This is a genomic window from Nostoc sp. UHCC 0252 (assembly GCF_034931145.1).
Classification (GTDB): Bacteria; Cyanobacteriota; Cyanobacteriia; order Cyanobacteriales; family Nostocaceae; genus Nostoc.
Map to the genome: position 1 here is coordinate 33,166 of NZ_JAYGHE010000048.1, position 22,274 is coordinate 55,439.

20 protein-coding genes and 1 tRNA gene are annotated in these 22,274 nt (G+C 40.5%); 15 read left to right on the forward strand and 6 right to left on the reverse strand.

The window, feature by feature from the left end; all coding sequences use genetic code 11:
• Nucleotides 1–67: 67 nt before the first annotated feature.
• From VB732_RS23320 to VB732_RS23330, 3 genes are all read right to left on the reverse strand, one after another.
• Nucleotides 68–538: a DUF29 domain-containing protein gene (locus VB732_RS23320; RefSeq protein ID WP_323233276.1), complete on the reverse strand. Its 471-nt coding sequence runs from the start codon at nucleotides 536–538 to the stop codon at nucleotides 68–70.
• 175 nt (nucleotides 539–713) lie between these two features.
• Nucleotides 714–2,000, reverse strand: a complete 1,287-nt coding sequence (locus VB732_RS23325; RefSeq protein ID WP_323233277.1) for a bifunctional oligoribonuclease/PAP phosphatase NrnA — start codon at nucleotides 1,998–2,000, stop codon at nucleotides 714–716.
• 645 nt (nucleotides 2,001–2,645) lie between these two features.
• On the reverse strand, nucleotides 2,646–3,143 hold the full coding sequence (locus VB732_RS23330; protein WP_069070622.1) for an HNH endonuclease: 498 nt from the start codon (nucleotides 3,141–3,143) through the stop codon (nucleotides 2,646–2,648).
• A 665-nt stretch (nucleotides 3,144–3,808) separates the two neighbouring features.
• On the opposite strand from VB732_RS23330, the gene alr reads away from it, so the two are divergent.
• The 12 genes from alr to VB732_RS23390 all read left to right on the forward strand — a co-directional run bounded on the left by alr (nucleotide 3,809) and on the right by VB732_RS23390 (nucleotide 17,048).
• Nucleotides 3,809–4,996: an alanine racemase gene (alr, locus tag VB732_RS23335; protein ID WP_323233279.1), complete on the forward strand. Its 1,188-nt coding sequence runs from the start codon at nucleotides 3,809–3,811 to the stop codon at nucleotides 4,994–4,996.
• 176 nt (nucleotides 4,997–5,172) lie between these two features.
• Nucleotides 5,173–5,254 (forward strand) — tRNA-Leu (locus VB732_RS23340).
• Nucleotides 5,255–5,999: 745 nt separating this feature from the next.
• A complete protein-coding gene (locus VB732_RS23345; protein WP_323233280.1) occupies nucleotides 6,000–7,064 on the forward strand; it encodes a response regulator in 1,065 nt (354 codons plus the stop codon).
• Nucleotides 7,065–7,109: 45 nt separating this feature from the next.
• Nucleotides 7,110–7,475 carry a four helix bundle protein gene (locus tag VB732_RS23350; protein ID WP_323233281.1) on the forward strand — a complete coding sequence of 122 codons (366 nt, stop codon included), beginning with the start codon at nucleotides 7,110–7,112 and terminating at the stop codon, nucleotides 7,473–7,475.
• A gap of 47 nt (nucleotides 7,476–7,522) precedes the next feature.
• Nucleotides 7,523–7,900, forward strand: coding sequence for a response regulator (locus VB732_RS23355; protein WP_323233282.1), 378 nt, complete (start codon nucleotides 7,523–7,525; stop codon nucleotides 7,898–7,900).
• Nucleotides 7,901–7,904: 4 nt separating this feature from the next.
• Complete coding sequence (locus VB732_RS23360) at nucleotides 7,905–8,402, forward strand: chemotaxis protein CheW (protein WP_323233283.1); 498 nt, start codon at nucleotides 7,905–7,907, stop codon at nucleotides 8,400–8,402.
• A gap of 60 nt (nucleotides 8,403–8,462) precedes the next feature.
• Nucleotides 8,463–11,279: a methyl-accepting chemotaxis protein gene (locus tag VB732_RS23365; protein WP_323233284.1), complete on the forward strand. Its 2,817-nt coding sequence runs from the start codon at nucleotides 8,463–8,465 to the stop codon at nucleotides 11,277–11,279.
• A 140-nt stretch (nucleotides 11,280–11,419) separates the two neighbouring features.
• Nucleotides 11,420–14,434, forward strand: a complete 3,015-nt coding sequence (locus tag VB732_RS23370) for a hybrid sensor histidine kinase/response regulator (RefSeq protein WP_323233285.1) — start codon at nucleotides 11,420–11,422, stop codon at nucleotides 14,432–14,434.
• Between the two features lie 212 nt (nucleotides 14,435–14,646).
• Entirely contained in the window at nucleotides 14,647–15,084 is a 438-nt protein-coding gene (locus VB732_RS23375) for a hypothetical protein (protein ID WP_323233286.1), read from the forward strand.
• Nucleotides 15,077–15,433, forward strand: coding sequence for a hypothetical protein (locus VB732_RS23380; protein WP_323233287.1), 357 nt, complete (start codon nucleotides 15,077–15,079; stop codon nucleotides 15,431–15,433). Before VB732_RS23375 ends, VB732_RS23380 begins: the two co-directional genes overlap by 8 nt.
• 103 nt (nucleotides 15,434–15,536) lie before the next feature.
• Complete coding sequence (locus VB732_RS23385; RefSeq protein WP_323233288.1) at nucleotides 15,537–16,100, forward strand: Uma2 family endonuclease; 564 nt, start codon at nucleotides 15,537–15,539, stop codon at nucleotides 16,098–16,100.
• A gap of 90 nt (nucleotides 16,101–16,190) precedes the next feature.
• On the forward strand, nucleotides 16,191–17,048 hold the full coding sequence (locus VB732_RS23390) for a PEP-CTERM sorting domain-containing protein (protein WP_323233290.1): 858 nt from the start codon (nucleotides 16,191–16,193) through the stop codon (nucleotides 17,046–17,048).
• A gap of 227 nt (nucleotides 17,049–17,275) precedes the next feature.
• On the opposite strand, the gene VB732_RS23395 is transcribed toward VB732_RS23390, so the two are convergent.
• Nucleotides 17,276–17,560: a DUF427 domain-containing protein gene (locus tag VB732_RS23395; RefSeq protein WP_323233291.1), complete on the reverse strand. Its 285-nt coding sequence runs from the start codon at nucleotides 17,558–17,560 to the stop codon at nucleotides 17,276–17,278.
• Between the two features lie 866 nt (nucleotides 17,561–18,426).
• Between VB732_RS23395 and VB732_RS23400 the strand changes: the two genes are divergently transcribed.
• The gene (locus VB732_RS23400) at nucleotides 18,427–18,798 is read left to right on the forward strand and encodes a hypothetical protein (RefSeq protein ID WP_323233292.1); all 372 of its coding nucleotides are present in this window, start codon (nucleotides 18,427–18,429) and stop codon (nucleotides 18,796–18,798) included.
• A gap of 333 nt (nucleotides 18,799–19,131) precedes the next feature.
• Nucleotides 19,132–19,455, forward strand: coding sequence for a thioredoxin family protein (locus tag VB732_RS23405; protein ID WP_323233293.1), 324 nt, complete (start codon nucleotides 19,132–19,134; stop codon nucleotides 19,453–19,455).
• Here the strand turns inward: VB732_RS23405 and VB732_RS23410 are convergent.
• A complete protein-coding gene (locus VB732_RS23410) occupies nucleotides 19,452–19,676 on the reverse strand; it encodes a hypothetical protein (RefSeq protein WP_323233294.1) in 225 nt (74 codons plus the stop codon). The genes VB732_RS23405 and VB732_RS23410 overlap by 4 nt on opposite strands.
• 82 nt (nucleotides 19,677–19,758) lie before the next feature.
• Complete coding sequence (locus VB732_RS23415; RefSeq protein WP_323233295.1) at nucleotides 19,759–21,609, reverse strand: S8 family peptidase; 1,851 nt, start codon at nucleotides 21,607–21,609, stop codon at nucleotides 19,759–19,761.
• Nucleotides 21,610–21,728: 119 nt separating this feature from the next.
• Between VB732_RS23415 and VB732_RS23420 the strand changes: the two genes are divergently transcribed.
• On the forward strand, nucleotides 21,729–22,163 hold the full coding sequence (locus tag VB732_RS23420) for a hypothetical protein (RefSeq protein WP_323233296.1): 435 nt from the start codon (nucleotides 21,729–21,731) through the stop codon (nucleotides 22,161–22,163).
• Nucleotides 22,164–22,274 lie beyond the last annotated feature (111 nt).

Sequence of the window (22,274 nt, forward strand, 5' to 3'; positions counted from 1 at the left end):
AGCAATTTTCACAGATGGCTCCTTATCATATTGAGCATATCTATACTTATACAAAAATTCTACATGGTTATTCGTCATCGTTAGGATAAAAGTCTAAGTCTAAAATCTCATCAACAGAAAACGGACAAGCGATCGCAAAGTTATCTTCTGATAAACTTGTTTCCACCATTGCCTCTCGCCGCGATCGCTGATAAGTAGTATTAATCCACTCAGCATCATTTAAAAAACGTCGCAAGCTAGGACTTTCTTGCAGCAATTCATCTATATTCAGTCGCTCACGGGTAATGGTCACTTGCCAACTGTGACTGCGACGTTCTGGTTGATACTTCCATTTCAACAAATGCGATAAAACTAACCGTAATGCACTTTGCAACGCTCGCTGTTGACTCTTACCCAAGTCCACCACTTCCTCAATTAAGTGTTCTAAATCCAACGTGTCCCAATGGTGCGATCGCAAAAGCTCTGCTGTCTGCTCTACCCAAGCATAAAAATCTTGCTCATAGAGAGTTTGTAAGATTTGGAGTTTTATAGACTTCATGGCGCTCCTTCTTCACAAATAAATTGGTAGGCGCAAGTTAACTTTGATTTAGTTTAGGATTCGTCATAAAATCCAAATTCCCGACTTTTATCAAAAATCGGGAAGGGATGCTATCTGAACAAACACTTTGACTGCTGCATTAGTTAGGAGTTCTCCGCGTCTCCTTGATATCTCTCTACTCCGACTGAATCGGATTATCTCTAGGATTAACTAACCTCAACAGTTTTTGCTTAATTTGAGCGTCAAATACTTCCCACTTCATTTTCGCATAAGCGGAATTTTCGTTACTGCCAGATAAGAAGCCCATCGGAATTTCAAAGCCGCCTGCGCTTGTCCTTCCACCGCCAAAAAAGCGCCCGGCGCTATCTTGTCCAAAGGCTTCTTTGATGAATTCATCGGGGTCAAGGGTAAGTTTGCTAGTTCTCAGGGAACCGATGACTATTTCTAGTTCATCGTCTTCATCGTGAACAATGCCGTAAACTACCGCAGTGTGGACGTTTTCTTCGGTGACGAGAAAATCAGCCGCTTGAGGGATGGCATCGCGGTCGTCGTAGCGTAAGTAACCAACACCGGCAATGGAAAAGTTATTTTGGACGATGCGATTTTTTAGCGATCGCTCGATCACATCCATTACCCGTTTGGAACGGTTCGCCTGTAAAATAGCATTCAGCAGTTGGGCATCATAAAATCGGCTTAAATACGCAGCTGCCATAAAGTCTTCTTCTTGCGCTTGCATTAACCGATTTGTATCCGATCGCAAGCCGTGCATTAAGGCAGTGGCACATTTAACGTGCTGATTTATGCTGGTATCTAATGCCAATAACCCCGTTTGGAGATATTGAGTAAAAATTGTTGCCGTCGCTCTTACATAAGGGCGGATATCCTCAAACTCTGAGTGCAAATCGCCTTGGATACTGTGATGGTCAATCAGGACTACTAGGGGAATTCCAGCCTGCTGCACGGCTGATAGTAGCTGTGAAGTGGTTCCCTGGTTATCAATTAATACAAAACCTTGATAAGATGACAAATCCTTGGTTTTCAAGGTTTGCGTTGTCCAGCGTTGAATAGGTAAGTTAGTCAGTCTTACCAAGGCAATATTTTCTTGATGGCTCAATGCCCCAGCATAAATGATTTCACATTTGATATCATATTGCTGGGCAATTAACTGATAAGCCCAGGCACAAGAAAGGGCATCAGGGTCTGGAAAATCTTGCAAAATTACCAGTTGGCGATCGTGTCGATGTGCCAAAAGGGTTTTTTGCAATTCTTCTGACTTTTGTTGTGCCAGAGAATTACCACGTTGACTAAGAAATATAGCTCCATCACCTACCGATGGCGGTAATGATGGACTTTTAAATGCAACTTCCACTGGCGCTTTCTCGATTTCAGGTTCCTCTGGGTTTGGCTCTGCTGTGGTCAATGACAAACTTTCAAACTGAGTAACGGGAGAATTCAAGTACATAGGGAACTTTTTTTTTAGTGTGAGGCTCCTTTAATTCAGAAATACTAAGATCAGCTATTCACTGAATTCAGCCACATTGTTTTGATCTTCGCAAAAATATAAAGACATTGCACTATACATCTAAGTATATTTTTCATCAGTAACAGCGCTTGACATCAACTAAATTCTACTAAAGGGTGTATGAGTGGTGGAGACAAGAAAGTTTAGTATATTTGGCTGTATTTGGGAGCATAAATTTGTTTGAGGAGCTTTTTTCATCTTCCGTAAATTGAACCAGCAGGATCTTTATCTAACTTTGGGTCTATTTTCTATCTTATACTTTAGGCTTAGTCTTTGATATTCAAATATTCTTATGCTCAATAATCTCATTATTATGACTATTGAGCAATTAACAATTATTTTTGTTTAACAACGCCTGTTTGTAGCTCCTTTGAAAAGTTTCAGGATTCAGAGAGGATGGGGAGCAAAAGGGAAACCCCATACACAAGTGTAGAGGGTTGAGTGTTGATCCATTGTGCCCGTCTACGAAACGCGATCGCTTCGTTTGAGGTCGTATAGCCACCAATCTCTCAACACTCAACGACTTTAGTTGTAGGGTGTATCCCACAAGAAGGTATTTCTTTCTTCTTTGCTCCTCTATATTGCTCAAAGACCTATAACATACTTTTGCCACTCTGTATGCAGTCCACTCTTAAGATGTTTGCTGACCTCGAAATATAGGCTGCTATAAGGTTGGCGGGGAGGATGACGTAAAGGCATGTGAGCTTCATGGGGAGTGCGACTGCCTTTTTTAACATTGCAACGGACACAAGCTGTCACAATGTTCTCCCAGGTATCGCCCCCACCGCGCGATCGCGGTATTACATGGTCTAGAGTCAATTCATCCCCTGTGTAACCACAGTATTGACAGGCATGACCATCACGGTGCAATATATTTCGGCGAGTCAGAGGAATTTCTTTATAAGGAACACGCACGTAATGACGTAACCGGATCACGGTCGGTAACGGAAAATCCGAGTACAAGAATTTACCGTTGTGTTCTACGCGTTCCGCTTTGCCTTTGATTAACAGAACCACAGCACGACGCCAACTCGTTATATTGAGAGGTTCGTAAGATGCGTTTAAGACTAAAACCTTCCCCATGTATCTGCGCTCAGGGTATTAGCTTTACATAAATGTTAACACAAATACATCCTGCTAGAGAAATGAGAATAAATTATACTTTCGGAATAATTCTGAGATTAAGTTATTAGTTAGTACTTAAAAGTCAAAATGTAAATTTTATAACTTAGCGTTAAAATCGTTACTTAGACTATGTAAATAACGCAGTAAAAAACCGAGCCATAAAATTTACTTTTAACGAACAGAATTCAGGAGTTATGAGTCAGAATGGGCTAAACCTTAGCTATCCGCTAACAGAGTTGAATTCTGTGCGAGTGGCGGATAGCGTAGCGTAAAGCCTGCGGCATGGCTACGCTTAGAGCGAGTCCACAAGCGTCTGAATAAACAGGTTTAAGTCCCCCAATAAATCGGAGATTTAGTGATCAATAAGACAGTGGTGGGTCTGAATCCCCCACTCATTAATTCTGATTCCTGTTAGCGGTAGCGGGGCGTTTAGCCCATTCTGACTTCTGAATTCTTCTTCAATTCTTTGCTCTTAAATCTTAACTTTTAGTTTACTCCTGCAACATCTTGTATCGATTGCAATATGAAGGTTAAACTTCCTATTTAATCTGATCTCGCTTTAGTGAGCGTGTATAGATGGGTAACTTGGAAGTTTAGCCGTGGTGGGATAGGAGTCAGTACAAATGTTAAGTCGCAAACAAATCTCTGGTGTAGTTCCTAATCAGCAATGCGATACATACGCATGGTTTTCGCAACGAGCCTGGGTAGAAATTGATTTAGGGGCATTGTCGTACAACGTACAGCAATTAGTGCAGTTTTTATCGCCGCGTACCCAGTTGATGGCAGTAGTAAAAGCTGATGCTTATGGACATGGTGCGGTGACAGTTGCCCAAAGTGTAATTCAATCGGGAGCTAGTTGGCTGGGAGTCGCTACAGTTCCAGAAGCTATTCAATTACGAGAAGGTGGGATTGAAGCACCCATTTTAATTTTAGGGGCAATTCATACACCAGAGCAGATTCATGCGATCGCACATTGGAAACTTCAGCCCACACTCTGTAGCCCTAAACAAGCTTTGGTATTTTCAGATACTCTAGAATCCCTGAATTATGGTTCTTCAGTACCCGTACACATCAAATTAGACACGGGAATGTCTAGGTTGGGAACTAATTGGCAGCAAGCTGGTGAATTTGTGCAATTAGTGCAGCGCTTACCACATCTATCTATTGCTAGTATTTATTCCCATTTTGCAACAGCAGACGATCCTGATACCACGGCAATGAAACAACAGCATAGACGATTTGAGGAAGCGATCGCTCAAATCAAAGCAATGGAAATTGAAGTGCCTTGCTTGCACTTGGCAAACTCAGCAGCTGCACTTACAGATCCGGCATTACACTACGACATTGTGCGAGTAGGTTTAGCCGTTTACGGACTTTACCCAGCACCGCATTTACAAAATGCGATCAATCTCAAGCCCGTTTTGCAACTTAAAGCACGAGTTACCCAAGTTAAAACTATTGCCGCCGGAACTGCTGTCAGTTACGGGCATAAATTTATTGCCCCGCGCGAACTTCGCCTCGCTGTAGTGGGAATTGGCTATGCTGACGGTGTACCTCGCAGTCTTTCCAATAAAATGCAGGCGTTAATTCGCGGTCAGCGAGTTTCGCAAATTGGGACAATTACAATGGATCAGTTGATGCTGGATGTGAGTGCAATACCCAATATTCAAGAAGGGGAAGTAGTCACCTTGCTAGGAGAACAGGGAAAAGAACAAATTTCAGCAGACGATTGGGCAGAACAATTAAATACTATTTCGTGGGAAATTCTCTGTGGATTCAAGCATCGTCTGCCTCGTGTTGCAGTTATGTAATTGGGAATGGGGAAGAGGCAGGGGGGCAGGGAGCAGGGAGCAGAGGGGAAAGAGGTAGTTTTTTATTTTCCCCACTAGCCCCAGCAAGAACTGCTTCTTCATCTACCCCTGCCCCCTGCTTCTTCCTCATTCCCTATTCCTAAAAATAATTTCTTATGCTATGATAGAAAACTGATGCGGATATGGCGAAATTGGCAGACGCGCTAGATTTAGGTTCTAGTTCCGAAAGGAGTGAAGGTTCAAGTCCTTTTATCCGCATTTATAATAATTGCATTGCCAAAAATTGCATGAGCCAATAGGCTAGGCAGCAAATTTATTAAAACAGAATTCAGCAGTCAGAATTCATAAATAACAATTGCGATCGCTAAATTGATAAATGCGTTGGTGTAGCCTGTCACAGGCATCGCATTCTCTTTTTACCTGAAACTACCACTGGGCGATCGCTAAATTTTTTGGACAACCAGAAAAATTCACCTGGACGCTTGATTAATTCCATAGCTTTTTTTGATATTGTCATCATCCTTATAAAGTTTGTTTTATTTTTATCAAACAAATCAGTATTATCACTGTAGTCGAAACCCCGTTGCTTGATGAAAAGTGGCTTTATTTAGTACTTGTATGCTTAAAGACTGAGCTTAATTTAAGTGTATATACAGGACTTCAAATATATTGATTTAAGAAAATCAGTATTATTTCTGTGGTCAGATTGGGGTTACTCAATGGAAAGTGGCTTCATCTAGTCTTGACATTTTTATGTCTTATTCTCGAAAGATGTCTGTAAATCTCAGTAACAGAAAGTAAATTAATAATAATTTACCAATTTACTGAGATTTGATCGTTTGAAAATGACGCTGTTTTCGTTGAGTTTTACCACAAACCCTAGAAGTAAGCTGATGTACTTTAAAATACAAAAATTTGATGCTTTTTACTTGCTTTAAATTGTGGAATAACTCTATACGAATTTAGTTTACACGTATCGAATTTTAGCTGAAGTAAAAGCAAAATGAGCATAACTCCTATAGGTAGCTACAGGTTGTTCCAGAAACTACATCCGCTATCTCTGTTGGCACAATTAACCAGCCGGCGTGCTACAGGGTGCTTAAGCATATTTACTGGAATAGTTTCTTGGTCAATTTATCTAGAGGAAGGTAAACTTACTTATGCCTCCTATTCAGATAAACTGTTTGAGCGGCTTGACAGTCATTTGCGACGCTTAAGCCAGCAAATCCCATCTCTCAACAGTGCTACTCGCGTGCAGATGCGGCTGATGTTTGAGACGAAGAATGAACATCAATCAATACCCAATGCGGATTACCAAGCCATTTGTTGGTTAGTAAATCAAAATTATATTACTTCTGTGCAAGCCGGAAGCCTGATAGACGAATTGGCAAAAGATGTACTGGAATCATTTCTGTGTTTAAAAGAAGGTAGCTATGAATTCAGCCCGGAAAGTTCTTTGGATGAACTACCAAAGTTCTGTCGCCTGGATTTGCGGTTACTTGTTGAACACTGTCAAAAACAGTTGCGAAATCGGCAAAATATCCAGTCATCAATTCCAGCTGGTGCGGGTTCGCAAGTTTTATCTAAAATCCAACCGTCTCAAGTTCAGCCACAACTAAAAATAAAACTTGGGCAATTACCAATACCAATCAATTTTGACATTCCTGAAAATAATAAAAATAATCAGCCAAATGTTGGCAAAAAACTATATACAATTGCCTGCATTGATGATAGCCAAACAGTTTTGAATTCTATCAAACACTTTTTGGATGAAAACACATTTTCAGTTGTGATGATCAACGATCCGGTAAAAGCTCTTATGCAAATTCTACGGAGTAAGCCCGATCTGATTTTGCTAGATGTTGAAATGCCAAGTTTAGATGGCTACGAGCTATGTTCTTTATTACGAAAACATTCAGCTTTTAAACATACACCTATCATTATGGTGACTGGTAGAACAGGATTTATTGACAGAGCAAAGGCGAAGATGGTCAGATCATCGGGATATTTGACTAAGCCTTTTACCCAATCAGAATTACTAAAAATGGTTTTTAAACATCTTGGTTAATTTAGGAGTCAGGAGTCAGAATTCAGAATTCAGGAGTTAGAAAGAATGAGACAGCCCGCTAAGACATTTCAAGATTTGATAGTTTGGCAGAAAGCACATCAATTTATTTTATTAGTGTACCCATTTACTGCTAACTTTCCTAAATCAGAAATATATGGGCTTACCTCTCAATTCCGACGAGCAGCAATTTCTATACCAGCAAATATAGCAGAGGGATTTAAGAAAAAAGGATCAGCAGATAAAGGACGCTTTTTAAATATTGCACAAGGTTCTTTAGAAGAATGTCGTTATTATCTAATTCTTTCAAATGATTTGGAATATGGTGAGACTTCAGAATTAAAACTTAAACTTGAGGAAGTTAGTAAGCTACTAACAAGCTATGCTAATTCCATTCTGAATTCTGACTCCTGACTCCTGAATTCTAATATGTTTAATTTATTTTTTTAGGAGATTTAATAGTGAGCCTCACTTTACTCGGCACAATTCTGGTTGTAGAAGATTCTCCCAGCGAATTGGAATTAATGAGCCATTATCTCAAAGAGAGTGGTTACAACGTAATTAAAGCAAGTGGTGCAAAAGAAGGTTTAGAAAAAGCTGTGTTACAAAAGCCAGACGCGATCGTTACTGATGTAGTAATGCCAGAAATGAGCGGATTTGAATTGTGTCGTTCTCTGAGAAGAAATCCGATTACTGCAAAAGTACCGATTGTAGTTTGTAGTTCAAAAAATCAAGAAATTGATCGTTTATGGGCGATGAGACAAGGTGCAGATGCCTACATAACTAAACCTTACACCCGCGAGCATCTCCTGCGTACTATTAAATCAGTGGTAATTTAAATCAATGACTAGTACAAATATTACACTTCCTTTAAAACCGAATCAAAATAATTTAGCAGATAGTTATTTGAAGTTTCAACTAAATCAACAGACTGCTGCTGTTTTATCAATGAAACATACGCAAGAAGCAATTATTGTACCTATTGAAGCTGTAACTTCAATGCCTAATATGCCCACCTGTATATTAGGATTAATGAACTGGCGGAGTCGGATAATTTGGGTAGTCGATTTGCCAAGAATGCTCAATTTAGAATCTCTAGATTATCGGTTGCGGCAATACAGCGCGATCGTTATCCAAGTGGAATCATTGGTGTTGGCTTTAGTTGTGCAAGAAATAAAAGGTACAACTAAGTTCATTGCTGATGAAATTCATTCTCCTATAGGACAAGTGGCATCTAGTTTAGTTCCTTATTTATGTGGGTGTGTTGTCCAACAAGAAGAAATCTTGCTGGTATTAGATGCACAGGCAATTGGTCAGTCTTCTATTCTCCGCAGTGATTAGAATGTACTACTAAAAAGGATTTTTAGTGTTCTTATTCATATACTTAGGAGAATTAATTTTATGTTTAATAAAACCAACGGAAATCAAGGTAGTAGCGCTCACAATCGAGCTTCATTGATTTCATCCCAAATAACTGGTAGTGTCATCAAGCTACCAACTAAGAATAGTAACGAAACGGCTAATAATTCTTCCCTAAATAAAGCTTTTGCCTTTTTTACAAAACTCGGATTGGCTAAGAAAGCGACTATTTTAGCGATCGCAATCGGTACAATACCAGTATTGGGCATCGGTGCGATCGCTTTTACTTTTGCCAACAAGTCCATTACTAAGCAAATTACCCAGTCTCAACAAGCTGAAGCCACTGGCTTAAGTGATAAAATTAACCGCTTCATGTTGGGACGCTACGGTGATATTCAGGTAATATCAAGTTTGCCTTTTTTGACAAGTTCCCAAGGTAGTACTAGCAATTCACAAAAACAAGCAGTCCTAGATCGAGTTGTCGAAGCCTACAAAGCTTATGACAGCGTTGCTGTTTTTGATCCTCAAGGTAACTTGATTGTCCAATCCACAGGTGAACCTCTAGATAACCAAAAAGACTTTACCTACTTTCAAGACGCTTTACAAAAAGATACTCCTGTCATCAGTAAACCGGAAGCAGCAAAAAATACTGGTGTAGTGAGTATTTATATAGCTGCACCTGTGAAAGAGACAAGGACAGGCCAAACCATCGGCGTGGTAAGAGCGCGGATGCCCGTAAAATCTTTAGAGGAAGTCATCAAAAACTACGTAGCCAATGGACAACAATACTATTTGCTCGATGCGGGAAGAGTTTTCTTAAGTCCCCAAAAAGCATTATTGGGGAAAGAGGCCAAGGGAGAGTATGCTAATTTACCTAAACTGCTGGCAGCAAACAAGGTAGCTAGTTTTATAGATGTTCCCAAAACTGACAAAAAACAAGAATTAGTCAGCTACGTACCAGCTAGTAAGCTAGATGGCTTACCAGATTTGAACTGGCAAGTACTTTTATCCACAGATACAGCAATTGTATTTGAACCGCAAAGACAATTGTTGTGGACTATAGCCATCGGTACAGCACTGACAGCGTTAATTGTGGGTGCGATCGCATCTCGGTTAGCTAAACTGACTACACAGCCAATTCTGACTGCAACTGCGGCATTAGCAAAACTTGGCCAAGGTAAATTCAATACCCGTGTGCAAATCGAAAGTGAAGACGAATTAGGAGTATTGAGTGCAAACCTCAACCTGATGGCCGAACAATTACAGGTTTTAGTTAAAGAACAAGAAATAGACATTGAAGGGGCAAAATTACTAGCAGATATTACTCTCCGAATTCGGAAAAGCCTTAAAACTGAAGATATTTATCATGCAGCAGTGAAAGAAGTTCAGCAAGTGCTAAAAACAGACCGAGTAATTATTTATAGTTTGAATCAAAATAATCGGGATGGCGTTGTTGTTGCTGAATCGGTAACTGGTAATTGGCCAGAAATGCTCGGAGTGAAAATCGACGCTCCTTATTTTCGGCAACGTTATATAGAAACTGCTCATGATGGACAGGTGCAAGCAGTTGCAAATATTCATCAAGACCAAAGTTTGAAAAATGCCAACGATTACATCCAGTTTTTGGATAAATTTGCTGTCAAAGGTAATTTGATCGTACCAATTCTTGCCCAAGAAAAACTCTTAGGTTTATTAATTGCTCATCATTGCGAAACTCCTCGTGTTTGGCAACAGCCGGAAATTGATTTGTTTCAACAGATAGCAATTCAAGTTGGTTACGCCTTAGAACAAGCTAAGTTATTAGAAGAAATAGAACGAGTTAAGAATATTGCAGTCACCGATTCTGACGATGAACGGCATCAAAAAGAAACGCTGCAACAGCAACTTTTAGAACTGCTTAACGATGTAGAAGGTGCAGCCAGAGGCGACTTGACAGTGCGTGCAGACGTAACGGCGGGAGAAATAGGCACTGTTGCCGACTTTTTCAACTCAATTGTCGAAAGCCTCCGCGATATTGTTACCCAAGTTCAACAAGCTGCCACCCATGTTAATACTGCCATTGGCTCTAACGAAGGAGCCATCCGCCACTTAGCAGAAGAAGCGCTTACCCAAGCTGCCGAAATCAACCGCACCCTTGACGCTGTTGACCAAATGACCCAATCCATGAAAGCCGTAGCCGAAAGTGCTGAAAAAGCTGCTTTTGTGGCTAATCATGCGGCTCACACCGCTACCAAGAGTGGACACGCGATGGATTTAACAGTACAAAACATCCTATCTTTGCGGGAAACCGTGGGTGAAACTGCTAAAAAAGTCAAACGTTTGGGAGAATCTTCGCAACAAATTTCCCGCGTAGTTTCTTTGATTAACCAAATCGCTATTCAAACTAACTTACTAGCCATTAACGCCGGCATTGAAGCAGCGCGTGCAGGTGAAGAAGGTCAAGGTTTTGCCGTAGTTGCTGAAGAAGTCGGCGAACTAGCAGTCAGGAGTGCCGCAGCAACCCAAGAAATTGAACAAATTGTTGAAAATATCCAGCGAGAAACCAGTGAAGTGGTACTAGCGATGGAAATAGGCACAACTCAAGTGGTGGAAGGAACTCGAATTGTAGAGGAGGCTAAACAAAGTCTGAATGAAATTTTGGATGTGTCGTGCCAAATTGACTCCTTAGTGCAGTCGATTTCCATTGCAACTGCATCTCAGGTTGAAACATCGCAAAGTGTTAGCCAATTGATGAAAGATATCGCTGCCATATCACAACGCACCAGCGATTCTTCTCACCAAGTTTCTGCATCTTTGCAACAAACTGTGGAGATTTCCCAACAGTTGCAAGAGACTGTCGAAGCTTTCAAAGTTAGTTAATTTTGTCATTTGTCCTTTGTCCGTTGTCATTTGTCATTTGTCCGTTGTCATTTGTCCTTTTACTAATGACTAATGACCAATGACCAATGACCAATAACTAATGACCAATGACCAATGACCAATAACTAAGGAGAAAAACTATGCTACAAGACAAAGAATTAGAAATTCAGATGCAGTTTCTGGAAGAAGCAACTGATTACTTAAATACCTTAGAAGGGGTGTTGCTAGAAATCGATACTAGTAACCGCATCGATTTAGAGAAAATCAATGCTGCACTCCGGGCCGCTCATTCTATTAAAGGTGGTGCGGGAATGATGGGATTTAAATCACTAAGTGATTTATCTCACCGTTTGGAAGATTCTTTTAAAGTTTTAAAAACTAAAAAAAATTCTCTAGAAATTGACACCCAGTTACAAAGTTTATTGCTATCTGGAGTTGATTGGCTGCGTCAGATTGTCGAATTGCTTGCAGAAGGAAATGTTGTCGAAGATGCGTGGTTAGCAACCTTTTGTTACCCGGTTTTTGATGAGTTGCACGATCGCTTGGGCGACCCCACCCCGGAAGATGCCTCATCTATGCTATCCCCAGAGGATGGGCAAGATGTTATTCCCTTGCTATTTGCCACAGAAGTAGAAGAGTGTTTGCAGCGTTTAGAATCTATATTGGCAGATAGGGAACAGCCCGGTTTGCATGAAGAAATTGTGATTATGGCAGCTGAATTGGGTGGTTTGGGTGAAATGCTCCAATTGCCAGCTTTTAGCAAGCTTTGTGAGTCGGTAACGCAGCAATTGGAAACGGTTAGCAGCGATCGCATTCCCGAAATTGCTCAGTTAGCATTGCAAGCATGGCGGCGATCGCAAGCTTTGGTGCTGACAAATCAACTAGATAACTTACCTACAGAACTTGATAGTAATTCCACACAATCACAGTTACTATTACCACCAGCAGAAGTAATACCACAACTTCCTACCGCAGACACAGAAGTAGTGCCAGCACCTGTTTGGCAACCAGAAAACACTAGCGAAAATTGGACTAATCATGAAGCAATTGCTGCTAATTTTACATTTGTAGATGCAGAATTTGCAGATGATGTTAATGCTATCAATGTCACAGAGCAAAATCCCATATTTGCTAGAGAAAATAATTCTCCCGATGCTAAGTCTAGCGAAGGCAAAGGAGAGTCAAATGGCGTTTTTAAAGATCGGGAAATTCATGAAAATAGCGTTCGAGTTCCCAGCAAACAACTAGAGCAAATTAATGATTTATTTGGCGAACTGATTGTTCAGCGAAATGGCTTAAACTCACAACTAGAAAGATTACGCAAACTGGTTCGTAACCTGAACCAGCGAGTACAAGTTCTCGACCGAGAAAACCAGGATTTGCGGATAGCTTATGACAAAATTTCTACTCAAGCTGCTACGTCTGCCGGGCTGCGAGTACAAGCTGATAATGGCAACCAAACACAAGGCACAGACAGAGAATTTGATGCTTTAGAAATGGATCGCTATAACGATTTAAACCTGCGATCGCAGGAAGTTATGGAAACCATTGTTCAGGTACAGGAAGTTACAACTGATGTGCAACTCAGTGTAGATGATACAGATCAAATTGCTCGTAAACTAAATAAAACATCCAAACAATTACAGACAAAACTAAATCACATCAGGATGCGGCCGCTATCCGATTTAACCGAACGTTTTCCTAGAGCATTGCGCGATTTAAATGTAGAGTATGGGAAAAATGTCCAGTTAAAAATTGAAGGTGGCAATACTTTAATTGAACGCAGCATTTTAGAAGCATTAAACGAACCTTTAATGCATCTCTTAAGGAATGCTTTCGATCATGGCATCGAAGACTCTGGCACTCGTCGTCTTTTGGGTAAACCAGAACAAGGATTGATTGAAATTACAGCTAGTCACCGCAGTAATCGCACCCTCATTACTATTCGTGATGATGGTTGGGGCATTTCTTTGGAGAAAATTCGCACCCGTGCTTTAGCTATGGGATTAGATGCTTCTCTACTCGCAAATGCTAGTGACGAAGAACTATTATCACTAATTTTTGAACCAGGTTTTACCACCTCCGAGCAAGTTACAGCATTATCTGGTCGCGGTGTCGGCATGGATGTAGTTCGTAACAACCTGAAACTGATTCGAGGAGATGTGAAAGTTGATACGGAACCAGGAGTTGGGACTACCTTCACCCTATCATTACCATTTACACTTTCCGTTGCACGAGTTCTGCTGGTAGAAATCAACAAAATGCTGTTGGCATTTCCTACAGATGTCATTTCAGAAATATCTTTACTTCAAGACGAGCGAGTTTTTGAAATGGCAGGTAGCGAAGTTCTAAGTTGGCAAGGAAGTATGTTGCCACTGATTCGCTTAACTCGTTATTTAGAGTTTAATTGCCTGCGCTACGATACTTCAGAATTAGAGACTCCAGCAGCTATTAATGCTAACAGCGTGTTAGTAGTCAAAGGAAATAATCAGTCAGTAGCAATCCAAATCGACCGTTGCTGGGGTGAACAAGAAGTTGCGATTCGCCAAGTTGAGGGAAATATACCTTTACCAGAAGGCTTCAGCAACTGCACAATTCTCGGTGATGGTCGAGTAGTACCACTAGTTAATGTTAATGAATTGCTGTATTGGATTGCTACAAATCGGCGGACTTCTAAAGGTACTCAACTACCATCAGCAAGGTTAAAGACACCGTTTTTAATATTTGATGAAAATAAAATGTCAGCCGCATCTGTTAAGCAGAAAGGCACAATTTTAATCGTAGATGACTCAATTAATGTTCGCCGCTTTTTAGCTTTGACTCTTGAAAAGGGAGGTTATCAAGTAGAGCAAGCTAAAGACGGTCAAGATGCTTTAGAAAAACTCCATAGTGGATTGAGAGTTGAGGCGGTAATTTGTGATATTGAAATGCCTCGTCTTGATGGTTATGGCTTTTTAGGTAAGGTTAATTCAGATGTTGATACAAAAAATATTCCGGTTGCCATGCTGACTTCTCGTAGCAGCAATAAACATCGGCAATTGGCTATGCAATTGGGGGCGCGGGCTTATTTTTCTAAACCTTATAATGAGCAAGAGTTACTTCAAACGTTGGAAGAGATAATTCGTAATGTGGCAGAAAAAGCAGCTTCTAATTAAAAATTGATAATTCATAATTAGATTTCATATATTTTTGTAGGGTGCGTTACGCCAAAGGCTGACGCGCCATTTGTTTTATAGTGCCTTGGCGATTAGAAATCGCGGCTACACAGACAAAACCCACCTTCGTGGGTTAAAAGACTTAGCTTTTGCGTCATACTATTTGTGTGAATTGAAATAATCTCTACATAAACTCAATTTGTAGTGAATTTATGGTAACTGTAACACTGACGGCTGTAGCTACTGCGATCGCAACTACGCTTTGGACTAAAGCACAGGAGAAAATCGGCGAAAATATTGGTGATGCTACATGGGCGCTAGCTGGCAAGTTAATAGAAAAGCTCCGCCAAAAGAATAAATCGCCATTACTCACCAATGCTGTAGAGGGAAATGAACCGCAGCGTTTAGATTATGGTCAAGCAGTGCTAGAACTGAAAGCAGCAGCAGACGCAGACCCAGAAATTGCTCAAGCAGTTGTAGAAGTAGAAACAGCAGTCAACAACGACCAGTCTGAGACTGCTAAGGAAATTAAAAAATTAGTAGAACAAATCAACTCGCACCCGTCAGTTGTCAACAATGCAAAGTTAGCAGATGAAATTCAGAATGTCTTCCAAGGCAATCAATTTAACGGCCCAGTCACGTTTGGCTGACCACACTGCATTGGTGCAATTACTGCACTCCCAAGATGTTGATGACGATACACTTTGCCAGACAGAAGCGGACGTTAAGAATAAAGTTGTTTTCTTTACCACAACCTGTGCGATCGTTCACAACACAAGTTGTTTGATTCAGAATGCTTATCCGTTGTTACAGAAAACTTGTCCGTTTGTTCACAACACAAGTTGTTTGGTTCAGAATGCTTATCCGTTGTTACAGAAAACTTGTTTGTTTGTCCAGAACACAAGTTGTTTTGTCCAGAATGCTTGTGTTTTTTTGACAAAACTTATGTCTTCGTTCACAACGCTTAAACAAAACTTATCAATTAAGTTGTTTCGTTAAGAACGCTTATCTATTTGTGACAACGCTTGTGCGATCGTTAGCATCCTAAAATCCAAGAACAGAAAATGCTAAGATTCCAATCAAATATGGCATTTGCACAGCTATGACAACCACGCTGCACAAATCAATCTCCTTGGCAGAGTTCCTCAAACTGCCAGAAACAGAACCTGCTAGTGAATTTATCGATGGTCGTATCTACCAGAAACCAATGCCACAAGGCAAACATTCCCGGCTACAACTAAAACTTTGTAACGCAATTAGCCAAGTTGCTGAAGAACAAGAAATTGCTTTGGCTTTTCCAGAATTACGCTGTACTTTTGGCGGACGTTCCATTGTACCAGATGTGAGTGTATTTGCTTGGGAACGGATTCCTTTTGATGCTAATGGGGAAATTGAAAATACCTTTGGTATTTATCCTGATTGGACAATTGAAATTCTTTCACCAGAACAGAATACAACCAAGGTAATTATAAATATTCTTCACTGTCTAAAACACGGTACTCGATTAGGATGGTTGCTCGATCCCAATGAGCGCTTAGTATTAGTATTTTTGCCAGGGCAGCAACCTATTGAGATGACTGGGGATGAAGTCTTGCCTGTACCTGAATTTTTGCAACTTAATTTAACAGTTACACAGATTTTTGCATGGCTAAAACCAAAAAAATAGTTTATAAAGATGATTAATATTCAGTTAAAAGATATAAGACTAATATTTCAGACTTTTTGAATTTTGACAAATTAATCCGAGGAGCTTTTGGTGATAAAAAGCAATACAAAAAAGGCTGTTGCTCAAGCTATTTTCACAGCCGTTGCCTTGGGTTTGGTGATAATGCAAGTGGAATCAGCCCAAGCTGCGATTTTGACGGTTAACAATCTTGACGACAGTGGTGTTGGCTCCTTGCGAGATGCTATCAACATTGCAAGTAGCAATGACGTGGTAGAGTTCTTATTGGGTAGTAATCCCAGTACAATTACCCTGACGAGTGGGGCACTTGCGATCGCTAAAAACCTAACAATTAATGGCCCAGGTGCTAATTTACTTACCATTAATGCCAATAATCAATTTCCCGTCTTTGACATTACCGCCGCCGATGTTACACTTTCCGGGCTGGCGATCGCTGGTAATATCAATGGTTACGATTCTAGTAACGTAACGTTTATCAATAGTACTGTTAGCAGTGAAGATGTGAAGATAAATAACAGTACTGGTAACGTAACATTTATCAATAGCACTATAAACGGCAACAATAGTGTAGAGATCAATGCTAGTGGACTGACTATCAATAATGGTGCTAACGTAACGGTTCCAACTAACAACGGCACTGGCACTGCTGGGCAAATCAGCGTTGGCGGCAATATTTCAGTAACAGGAGACAGCATTACCGTTGGCAATTCTGGGCAAATCAACGGTGGCGGGAATATTTCAGGAGCAGGAGGCAGCATTATCGTTGGCAATTCTGGGCAAACCAACGGTGGTAGTAATAATGGAGGTAGTATAAGTATTACAGCCGGGAATATTACACTGACAAGAGTACCCGAACCCAGTGCGATCGCTGGTGTTATACTTGCTGGTGGTCTGGCTTGGTTAGTGAAGAGAAAGCAAGTATTTATTTAGCAAAGGCTCTGAATGAGATTTCCTCTAAATGACTATTAGGGTATACTTCTGAATCTGTAATTGAAAAACTGCGATCGCTTCAGTAAGTAGCAGCAGTTAATAATAAATCAGCAAATATTTTAAGACTGTGGAGGTTGGCTTATATCAACCTCCACAAAATTTAGTTGGATGATGGCTGTAAATACTTAATCAATTCCCTGGAAATCAAATGCTTCTAGGAACTTTTTTTAAGCCTCTACTTTTACACCCTTCCAGAAAGCCACATAACCTTCAATATTCTTAGCCTTCTCCTTGGCACTGGGATAATACCAAGCAGCATCTTTGTTGATTTGTCCATCAACTTCAACACTGTAGTAGCTAGCGATACCTTTCCAAGGACAAGTAGTGTGGGTATTACTGTCTGTGAAGTACTCCTTGTTAATGGAGTCAGCAGGGAAATAATGGTTGTTTTCCACAACTACGGTGCGATCGCTTTCGGCTAAAACTGCGCCATTCCAAATTGCTTTTGGCATAAGTGAGCTTGCAAATAAACTATACACTTAACATTTTGACACGATCGGCTTATTTTATTTTGCTGAATGCCGAACTTATACCAGGTGCATCCAAGCTCAAATGAATATTCAGTAAGGTTTATAGAAAACTTTGCAATGCCAATTAATACTGGCATCACTTTTGTTTATCAAATTGAAAATTAAAAGTATTTGCTTCTATCATAAACATTTTCTAGCATATTGACATAGAAAGTTAATGAGCTAATAAAAGTTGAATTTATGTTTATAGCGAAAGTAAAACCTATCTAAAAGAGAAGATCATCATTACATCTATATGAGCGATCGCCTTTTTTAGAGATGCTAGAAATCAAAATACTTTACTTAGCGCCCTTTTGCTTTTTATGAGTTTTTTAATACTTAAATTTTGCGAAGTTTCAATTTTTGATAGTTGGGTTAATTTGACTTAGCCGCTTGTGTAATTAATAAATCTATCAAATCAACTCAACGGAGCATCTTTAAACTTATAAAACAGTGGACTCTATCACTAGGAAAGACTGACTGATTGTACTTTATTTTAGTTGAGTATAACTCTATGAAACTTACAAAATTGATAAATTCTGCACATATTGTTGCTTTGATTAATTCTATTTCTAAAATTACTAGCGTTCATATCGCCGACGATCATAATAGTGGCGCATCAATAAATACAGCCGTCAAATCTGACATATCTAGTTATGCCCCGAACGTAAATTCTCTCAAATCATTTGATCCTGCTTTTATTGCATATCAAATGATGGGTCTGAGTAATTTTGAATAATCTAAGTTCCCTCTGCAATTTAGAATTGCAGATTAAATCATTTTAACTTAATCCATTAGAGGAGAAAATCATGAAACTTACAAACTTAATAAATTCTGTACTTCTCGTTACTTCTGTTGCTTGTCTACCTGTAATTGCTGACGCTCAAACAGTTAATAATAGTAACGGACAAATTAATACAGATTCGTCTAATGCCAGCTACTTGCAACCTTTCAATATTGCCTTTCTAGCTTATCAAGGTGCTTTAAGAGAGCAAGGTATTCCCAGCGCGGGTACTTTGATATTTGAATTTCAAGTAGGAAACCTGACTGCGAAAGATGTGGTTCAGGCTGCTATCAAAGCTAACAAGTTACCAGCACAAGTTTTGAACGATCGAGGTTATGTAAATGCGGTCGAGTCACAGTTGACATCAATAATCAATGGTAATGATATAGGTAGCTAAGTACACATTGGTCAAAATTCGTAAATACGTGAGAGAAAGCGATCGCATTAAGGTCGTAAGTACTACCGCAGAAGCAACGCCTGCACTGCTGTCAACCCAGTTTTCCTCAAACATCTAGCGGAAGGTAGCTAGACATTAGCTGCACCCGTTAAAGAAATTTCCTGACTTTTGCTGCAATTCTAAAGGCTACTGCCTCTCAAAGCGGATCTCTGCTAGAAAAAAGATGTCAAATCAAGGTTGCAGCCTGAAGTTGACACTAATGGCCAGCTATATGATAGTATTTCATGGCGTTATGCTAAAAAACTTTGCCTAAAACCAAAGAGTTACCGACCCATGAGTTTAGCTGTGATTAAGTTCTCTTCTGAAGAGTGCGGCATTTGCCACAAAATGTCCTTTTATGACAAAAAAGTGGCTGAAGAACTGGGTTTAGAATTTATTGATGTGAAGATGCAAGATACGGCTGCTTACCGCAAGTATCGCAAGATTTTATTGACTCAGTATCCTGACAAATCAGAAATGGGATGGCCTACTTACATCATCTGCAATTCTCCAGAAGGGGAATTTCAGATTATGGGTGAAGTAAAAGGGGGTCATCCCAAAGGGGAATTTAGAAGCCGTCTTCAAGAGGTTCTAAATTCCACAGATGATCAGAACTAAAGTACCTCAAAAGATTTGACCTCTAGGGCAGGGCCAATCATGGCAATAGTCATGATATCTTCACGCACCTGTCCTTTAACTTTTGCTTTTTGTCCAGCTTTCAGTAAGCCTTTGTCAGCCCCTTTAAGGATTTCGTAAGTAACGCCCTCTTCTGTAACTAACGCCCATGCGCCTGTGCCAATATCACGATGTTCGATTGTGCCTGTAAGTGTAATGCTCATAAAAGTGCTGAGTGCTGAGTGCTGAGTAGGGAGTAGGGAGTAGGGAGTAGGGAGTTATTAAGAATTCTTCCCCATTCCCCATTTATGCTACTTTTTCCTCGTTTTTCAATGCTAAACGAACAAGTCCATAACAAATTAGGGCATTGGTTATGAGGTATAGGCGTGCTAAGTTGCCATTTCCTAAACCCCAAACGGCTGGATCGAAAAACGCACTTACTGTCAAGCACGCCGCTACACCTAATGTTGAACCAACAGCAAACCATTTCCAACTAGGATGTCCCAGCAGCAATGCCATTAATACAATAGGAATCAGTACGCTAGCAAATAGGGGATTCAACGCATCAGTTCCTTGGAGGGTATTACCTAGTTCGGGAATTGAACTGCCTAAAACCCGGAAAGGCCATTGGGGAATATCAAAAATATAGATTCCCTTGAGGAAAAATAACCCAGAACTGCCGGCAATTAGTCCACTGGATAAAGACCAACTCCAAGCGAAGGGGAAGTAAACCCGTAAAAACCAAGCCAGCAGATAGGAACCAACTACCATTAGAACCTTGGGTAACAGCGCCACTGCACCACCATCAATCCAAAAACCGGGGTTAAGATAGCCGCTATCCCGTAACCAGCGAAAGAAATCTTGAAAACTGATTTGCCCCCCAAAGGCTAATCTGACTGCTGCTTCTGCATTGAGTTGTCCAGCGCCATAATAGTTCAAACCATCATCCTGGATAACTCGCGCTGACTGCTTGAGGACTTTTAAAACTTCATCTGGTTCTTTGATACCAGCAGCTTTGATTAATGCTGCAACACCAGCAACGTGGGGAGAAGCCATGCTTGTACCCTGGAAGCCCAGAAAGACACCTTCGCCCTTTTCATCGATAGTTTCTTGGAGAATCTTACCAGCTTCACTACCACCAGGAGCCGAGATATCTACCCCAGCGCCGAAGTTAGAATAGGGCGCTCTTTCGCCATCTGGGCCAATTGCCGAAACGCCGATGACGTAAGGATAGCGGGCTGGATAGCCTGCTCCACTGGCGTTTTCATTACCAGCTGCGGCAACAATAACTACACCTTTTCTGTGGGCGTAGTCGATCGCTTCTTTCATCAACTTGCTTTCACCACTACCGCCCAAGCTCATGTTAATTACATCTGCACCTTTATCAGCAGCAAATTTAATCGCTTCGGCAATATCGGCAACTGTACCGCCGCCATAAGAACTGAGTACCTTTAACGGCATCAGACTGGCTTCATAAGCAATCCCAGCTACGCCATATTTGTTATTTGTGGCTTGGGCAATAGTTCCGGCAACATGGGTACCATGACCATTATCGTCTGTGGCTTCTTCTCGGTCGTTAACGAAATCATAGCCTTTGACAAATTTTGTCTCATATAAGTCACGCACCTTGGTAATCCCGGTGTCAATTACCGCGACTGTGATACCACTACCTTTAGTTTGACTCCATGCGCCTTCAATACCGATTTTGTGCAAGTTCCACTGTTTACTGTAATATTGGTCATTGGGGCCAGTCAATGAAGGACTTGCTTCATCATCTTCTTGGGGTCTCAAAAATTCACCCAGCCAAGCAGCTTCGCCTGGTTGTGGAATCTTACTGTAGATATAATTTGGTTCAATGAATTCTGTAGCTTTGGCAAATTGAGATTTTTTCAGTTCTTGGAGTCGCTGGCGATCGCCTTTGACAATATACACATTATCTTTTTTGGAAAACTTGTTGTCTAATTGGGGTGTAACGTTGTATTGTTTGGCGATCGCTTGCAGATTCTCCTCTACCACACCTGATGGAATATCTTCCCGAAAATCAAGCAAAATCGTCTCAAACTCTCCTCTAGCTGCCAGTCCCTGGAAATTCAGGAAACCAAATATGGCAGATCCCAACCCAATGACAAACAAGCACAATAATATAAGTTTTCTCATATTAACTCATCACCGCTTTTTGCCAGTTTGCTCACTACCATAACTTATCTGCATCCCTTGTTGGTGGATTTTGCACTTTTAGTTACAAGTTTCACTCACGACTCAGGATTTTTTAAACAATGGAACGTGGTCTTTTGTGGTTGCCTTTGTTAGTAATGTTTTTCTGGTTAGCTTGGCAAGGCTCGAAAGAGTATCAAAAAGTTGAAGCCTATCGTGCTTGGGCAGAGCAATTTGAAAGGGCGAAGTACGATATCTATTCAGTATTAGGTCAAAAAAATAACAATATAACTTGGGGAAAACCCACACCTAAAGGGCCTATTAAACTAGAAACATTCTCTTTGCTTGATGTCGAACAAATTCACCTTTTAGTAAATGATAAATCAGTAGATATGGAAAATATACCTGATAAAGGCCGTTCTATAGAATTAGAATTTCTATTTTCCGAATCTACTAACTCAGTACGTATTCCATTTACGGAAATCCCTTTAGCGGCACAATGGGGCAAGTTTTTGCAGGGAGCATTACAAGACTTGCGCTCAGAACCACAGCAGTAGTTACCCTGAAACGACAAATTCCATTGCCATTAAATTGCAAAATTATAGGGGCACAATATATTTCTTTGTGCCCCTATATGTATGATCTATTTGATTGAAAACCGCCTTGAA